Below are 5538 nucleotides of genomic sequence, written 5' to 3'. Positions count from 1 at the left end.
CCACTTCAATATCCATCCCACCCTCAGCCGAGGCGATCAGGCAGTAGCGGGATGATTCACGATCAAGAGTAATGGAAAGATAAAATTCACGGGCTATCTCTACCGATTCTTCAACCAGAATCCGGCGGACCTTAAGCCCCTCCGGCCCGGTCTGCTTGGTAATCAGTCGTTTGCCAAACAGCGCTTTGGCAACGTCACTGGCCTGTTCCGGGTGGTGTACCAGCTTGACACCGCCAGCCTTGCCTCTGCCACCGGCATAGATCTGGGCTTTGACCACACAGTGACCGCCCATCATCTTGGCAGCCCGTTCAACCTGGTCAGCGGTCAGCGCCACCCGGTTGCGGGGTACCGGGATGCCGTAGGTACTTAGAATCTCCTTGGCCTGGTACTCATGAATATTCATAGGTCCCTCCCTGGGATGTATGTATACATTTACTATAGCAGTCTTCAGTCGGACTACAAGTGCTTTTTATCGTTGGTAAAAATATATAGTTTGGCTAAATCTTTTGTTGGCGGGATAATTCTGCTTCGGAGAGGCGCAGGTAGCTGGGAAGCAGTTGTTCGGGTGGGACAGACGAACCGTTTTGAAAGGCTGTTTCTGCAAGCAGGCAGCCGGATGAAGGGCGCAGAACATGGTGCGTTTGAGGTGCAAAAAAAGCGTCAGTACCCAGCATTTGCTGGATCATTTCTTGATAGCGCAGGGCTCCGTCACCCACAAAGATGGTGGGGCCGCTGATCATCCGTAAAAAATCTGCAGGGTGTATGACACAGTCTTCCTTAAGTTGGGTTGTGCGGCCGGTTGTCCGGTAGAGGCCGGTATAGACCTCATTTTTACGGGCATCCAGCATGGGGCAGACCTGAAAGGCTGCATGGGGCAGGTTCATGGCCAGCATGGCCAGGGTGGAGATGCCGCTGCAGGGTTTTCCTGCTGCCAGCGCCAACCCCTGGGTAGCAGCAATGCCGGTGCGGACCCCGGTAAAGGAGCCGGGGCCAACAGCACAGGCAAACAGATCAACCTGGTTAATGGTCAGACGGTTCTGGTCCAGCAGTCGCTGCAGTTCTGGCATCAATAGCTTGTTTTGCTGGCCGCCAGGGGCATCCAGCAGGGATTCTGCCAGTAGTCTGCCATCGCGGGTCAGGGCCATTCCGACCCTGGCTGTCGCTGTCTCAATGCAGAGACAGATCATAGTTTGCTAGTGAAGAAGTAGCGGATAATGTCGTTGTAAAAGGCCAGTACCATCATTCCCACCAGCAGGATCATACCGGCTTGTTGGGCGTATTCGCGCATCTTTTGCGGTACAGGGCGGCGGATGATCGCCTCAATGGTATAGAACATCAGGTGACCGCCATCCAGTACCGGCACCGGCAGCAGGTTCAGGATCCCCAGGTTGATGGATACTACTGCCAGCAGCATGAAGAAGGTGGCGCCGCCGGTCTGGGCCGCCTTGTTAGCCATGTCAGCAATCATCATTGGACCGCCAAGGCTGTTCAATGGCACCACGCCTTGAAACAACTTGACCAGCGACAGCACGGTCAGCTTGGTGACCTCAACCGTTTTTGCATTACCCAGTTTGAAGGCATCCACCAGGCCGAAGCGCTCAGTTACAAAATCATAGGCTGGAGAAACACCGATAATAGGTTTTTTAATAGTCTCACCAAACAGGTTCTTGGTCTCGCCGATCTCCGGCTTCAGTTCAACCGTCAGTGGTTTGCCGGCCCGGGTGATACTCAGCGTCACACTATCGGGTGCCTTTGCCATATGGGCAGAAAAATCCTCCCATTGAATGATGCGCTGGCCATTGACTGCTGTGATCAGGTCACCCTTTTGGATGCCTGCCAGTGCTGCCGGACGGTTGGGGAATAGCTCACCCACCGTTGCCTTCAGGATCGGCATGCCGGTAATATACAGTGAAATCAGTAGCAACCAGGCAAAGGCCATATTAAAGAACGGACCTGCAAAGACGATGGCCATCCGCTGCGGGATGGTTTTATGGGAAAAAGAGCGTGCCTCATCTGCCTTTGTCAGTTTGTATGCCTCAACCGGGGTGGCACCAGGAGTTTCACGCTCATACTCCTGTTCAATCATCTCGATCTCGCTGAAGCCCCCCTCACCAAACATCTTGACGTACCCACCCAGCGGAAAGGCAGAGATCAGGTATTCGGTCTCACCGATCTGGCGGCCAAACAGTTTGGGGCCGAAACCAAGGGAGAATTTTTCAACCTTGACCCCCATCCACTTCGCCACAATAAAATGGCCGAATTCATGAACAAAGATCAAAATTCCGAGGACGACAATAAAGTTTATGACGATCATGAGTGCCCGCCTGTCTGGAGAGTGGTGCAGATATCCTGTGCTGTTGTCCGACCCCACTGGTCGGCCTCCAGCACCTCTTCAATGGAGCCGAGGCGGTGGGCCTGATGGGCATCCATGGTCTTTTCAATCAAGCGTGCAATCTGCAGGTAGGAGATTCGGCCATTCAGGAACGCCTCCACTGCCACTTCGTTCGCTGCATTCATGACTGCCGGCATGCTCTCGCCTTCGCCAAGGGCGCGATAGGCCAGGCCCAGGCAGGGGAACCGCTCCAGATCCGGTCTGGAGAAGGTCAGACCGGAGAGTTCTGTCAGATCCAACGGTTTGACCCCGGTGCTGACCCGCTCTGGATAGGAGAGGGCATAGGCGATCGGGGCCTTCATGTCCGGGGTTCCCAGCTGGGCGATCACACAACCGTCAATATACTCCACCATGGAGTGGATGATGCTCTGGGGGTGGATGTTGACGCTGATTTTTTCCGGTGGTGCATCAAACAGCCAGCGCGCTTCAATCACTTCCAACCCCTTATTCATCATGGTGGCTGAGTCAATGGTGATCTTACGTCCCATGCTCCAGTTGGGATGGTTGAGGGCATCCTGGATGGTGACCGTCTGCAACTTCTCAAGCGGGGACTCGCGGAACGGGCCACCGGAGGCGGTCAGGATGATTTTGGTGATGTCCTGGCTGCGGTGCCCTTCAATGGATTGAAAGATGGCGCTGTGCTCACTGTCAACCGGGTAGAGCTTAACCTTGTGGTGTGCCACCAGTTCCATAAACAGGTGTCCGGCAGTCACCAGCGTTTCTTTATTTGCCAGCGCCACGTCGATACCAGCCCGGATAGCTGCGGCAGTGGGCACTAATCCGGCAGCTCCCACAATGGCAGCCACCACCATCTGCACACCCGATGCCGTGGCCACTGCGCAGAGACCTTCAACGCCACCGGTCAGTTCCACGTCAACACCGGCCAGCAGTTCCTTCAGACGGGGTATGTCTGCGGGATCGGCAACAGCGGCAAGTTTGGGCCTGAACTGACGGATCTGACGGGCCAGCAGGTCAAGGTTTTTAGCTCCGGAGAGAGATAGTACCCGGAATTTATCAGGGTGGGCAGCAACAATTTCCAGGGTGCTGACGCCGATGGAGCCGGTTGAGCCGAGAATAGCAATCTGTTTCATGACTAAAACCTCCCGAAGAGGTAAACCGCATAGTAGTAGGTGACCGGCGCAGCAAAGATGATGCTGTCCATCCGGTCCAGCACACCGCCGTGACCGGGGAAGATGCTGCCGGAATCCTTGACCCTGAAGCTTCGCTTCAGCAGGGATTCAAACAGGTCGCCAAGCTGGCCGATAATACCGATTACCACTGCAGTGATGATGGCATCAGCAAAACTCAGTTGGGGAAAAAAGGTGAACTTTGCCAGCAGAGTTCCCCCCAGGCTGCCCAGGAGTCCACCCAGTGCGCCTTCAATACTCTTCTTAGGGCTTACCGCCTCATACAGTCGGTGTTTGCCAAAAGCGCTGCCAACATAATAGGCGGTGGAGTCATTGGTCATCACGATCAACATAATCAGCAGCAACCAGTTAACCCCTTGGGGCAGCAGGCGGATCATCAGCAAGTGAGCCATCAGAAACGGGATATACAGGAAGGCGGTCATGACCAGGGAAAGCTCCTGGGCAACCGTGTCCATATCCCGCAGTTTGAACAAAAAGTGGAAGCCACCCAGCAGAAAGGCAACCGCAAGGGACATGATAAAGAAACGGCCATCACCCAGTAGCGGAGTTGCCAGGGTTATCGCTCCCAGCAGCGCAAAGGGGTACAGTTCGGTTTTTCGATCAGGCAGAGCCATGCCAAAGAACTCCAGCATGCCGATCAGGCAGAACAGGGAGAGCAGCAAGGCAAACAGCCACGGAGCACCCTTGATGATGATCGCCAGTACCAGCGGCAGTAGAATCAATGCGGTTAGCAGACGTTGTATGGTCAGCTCCTTTGGTTTAACTGGGCGCTGGTCTTTCCAAAACGTCGTTCACGGGCCTGGAAATCGGCCAGCGCAGCGTGCAGTGCGTTTATGGTCAGGTCCGGCCAGTTGATATCGGTAAAATAGAGCTCTGCATAGGCCAATTGCCACAGCAGAAAGTTACTGATCCGCATTTCACCACTGGTACGGATCAGTAAATCTGGGTCCGGCAGTCCAGCTGTATCCAGGTGTTGGCTGAAAAGTGATTCAGTGATCTGCTCCGGCTGTAGTGTACCATGCTGAACCTGTTGTGCAATCTTTGCCGCAGCCCTGACAATCTCCTGGCGCCCCCCATAGGAAAGAGCCAGTGTCAGTACCATGCCGGTATTGGTGGCGGTCTGCTGCAAGGCATCGTCCAGAATGGCGTTAATCTCCGGGGGGAGATCAGTCCGATTGCCGATAACATTGAAACGAATATTGTTTTTCAGCATCCGGCGCAGCTCAGTACGGACATACTTCTTAAGCAAAGCCATCAGGGCCTGCACCTCAAGTTTGGGGCGGGACCAGTTTTCTGAAGAGAAGGCAAACAGGGTCAGGTAACCGATACCCAGATTTGAGGCCTGATCGACCACCATCTGTACGGTTTCCGCGCCACGCTGGTGGCCAACAATCCGCTTCAGCATCCGTTGCTGGGCCCAGCGACCATTGCCATCCATGATAATCGCCAGATGGCGGGGCATTTTTGTCGGATCCAGCTCGGTCATATGTCAGACTTCCATAACCTCTTTTTCTTTGTGGGCCAGGATCTCGTCCAGCTTGGCAATGATGCTGTCGGTAACGGTCTGTACTTCTTTTTCAGCCTTTTTCAGTTCATCTTCAGTGATGGTCTTGTCTTTTTCCTGCTTCTTCAGGTCATCAATCGCCTTGCGCCGAATGTTGCGGACAGCTACCTTGTGATCTTCATCCATCTTTTTCATTCCTTTGACGATCTCTTTACGGCGCTCTTCAGTCAAAGGAGGCAGATTCAGGCGGATCAGTTTGCCATCGTTACCGGGGGTCAGCCCCAGATTGGCGTTCAGGATCGCCTTTTCAATCGGGCCGATCATCTTGGGTTCCCAGGGGGTAATGGTAATGGTGCGTGGCTCCGGCTCAGCCAGGGTCGCCACCTGGGACAGGGAAGAGGGATTGCCGTAATAGTCTACTTTTACCTCGTCAAGGAGTGATGTGCTGGCGCGGCCGGTACGGATGCGCTGATATTCCTTGCGCAGGTCTTCGA

The 5538-nt window shown here is 54.5% G+C and carries 7 protein-coding genes; all 7 read right to left on the bottom strand.

Features of this window, described 5'->3' with window-relative positions; translation table 11 throughout:
- On the bottom strand, nucleotides 1–403 hold a 403-nt coding region (locus tag OEL57_RS13610), incomplete at its 3' end, for an ATP-grasp domain-containing protein (protein WP_300741150.1).
- A 94-nt stretch (nucleotides 404–497) separates the two neighbouring features.
- Complete coding sequence (tsaB, locus tag OEL57_RS13605) at nucleotides 498–1187, bottom strand: tRNA (adenosine(37)-N6)-threonylcarbamoyltransferase complex dimerization subunit type 1 TsaB (RefSeq protein ID WP_300741149.1); 690 nt, start codon at nucleotides 1185–1187, stop codon at nucleotides 498–500.
- On the bottom strand, nucleotides 1184–2314 hold the full coding sequence (gene rseP / locus OEL57_RS13600; RefSeq protein WP_300741147.1) for an RIP metalloprotease RseP: 1131 nt from the start codon (nucleotides 2312–2314) through the stop codon (nucleotides 1184–1186). The genes tsaB and rseP overlap by 4 nt, the downstream gene beginning before the upstream one ends.
- The gene (locus OEL57_RS13595; protein WP_300741144.1) at nucleotides 2311–3483 is read right to left on the bottom strand and encodes a 1-deoxy-D-xylulose-5-phosphate reductoisomerase; all 1173 of its coding nucleotides are present in this window, start codon (nucleotides 3481–3483) and stop codon (nucleotides 2311–2313) included. The genes rseP and OEL57_RS13595 overlap by 4 nt, the downstream gene beginning before the upstream one ends.
- Nucleotides 3484–3485: 2 nt before the next feature.
- Nucleotides 3486–4274 carry a phosphatidate cytidylyltransferase gene (locus OEL57_RS13590; RefSeq protein ID WP_307726553.1) on the bottom strand — a complete coding sequence of 263 codons (789 nt, stop codon included), beginning with the start codon at nucleotides 4272–4274 and terminating at the stop codon, nucleotides 3486–3488.
- Nucleotides 4275–4285: 11 nt separating this feature from the next.
- The gene (locus OEL57_RS13585) at nucleotides 4286–5026 is read right to left on the bottom strand and encodes an isoprenyl transferase (protein ID WP_300741142.1); all 741 of its coding nucleotides are present in this window, start codon (nucleotides 5024–5026) and stop codon (nucleotides 4286–4288) included.
- 3 nt (nucleotides 5027–5029) lie between these two features.
- Nucleotides 5030–5538, bottom strand: a 509-nt coding sequence (frr, locus tag OEL57_RS13580; RefSeq protein WP_414718525.1) for a ribosome recycling factor, incomplete at its 5' end; no start/stop codon positions are given.

Source organism: Trichlorobacter sp., assembly GCF_030247655.1.
GTDB lineage: Bacteria > Desulfobacterota > Desulfuromonadia > Geobacterales > Pseudopelobacteraceae > Trichlorobacter.
Note: the sequence above shows the minus strand (reverse complement) of the source record. Positions and strands in the feature narration are given on the sequence as shown.

Excerpts from the sequence above, each read along its gene's own strand:
- OEL57_RS13595 (WP_300741144.1), bottom strand. The coding sequence starts at position 3,483 with ATGAAACAGATTGCTATTCTCGGCTCAACCGGCTCCATCGGCGTCAGC.
- rseP (WP_300741147.1), bottom strand. The coding sequence starts at position 2,314 with ATGATCGTCATAAACTTTATTGTCGTCCTCGGAATTTTGATCTTTGTT.
- OEL57_RS13585 (WP_300741142.1), bottom strand. The coding sequence starts at position 5,026 with ATGACCGAGCTGGATCCGACAAAAATGCCCCGCCATCTGGCGATTATC.
- tsaB (WP_300741149.1), bottom strand. The coding sequence starts at position 1,187 with ATGATCTGTCTCTGCATTGAGACAGCGACAGCCAGGGTCGGAATGGCC.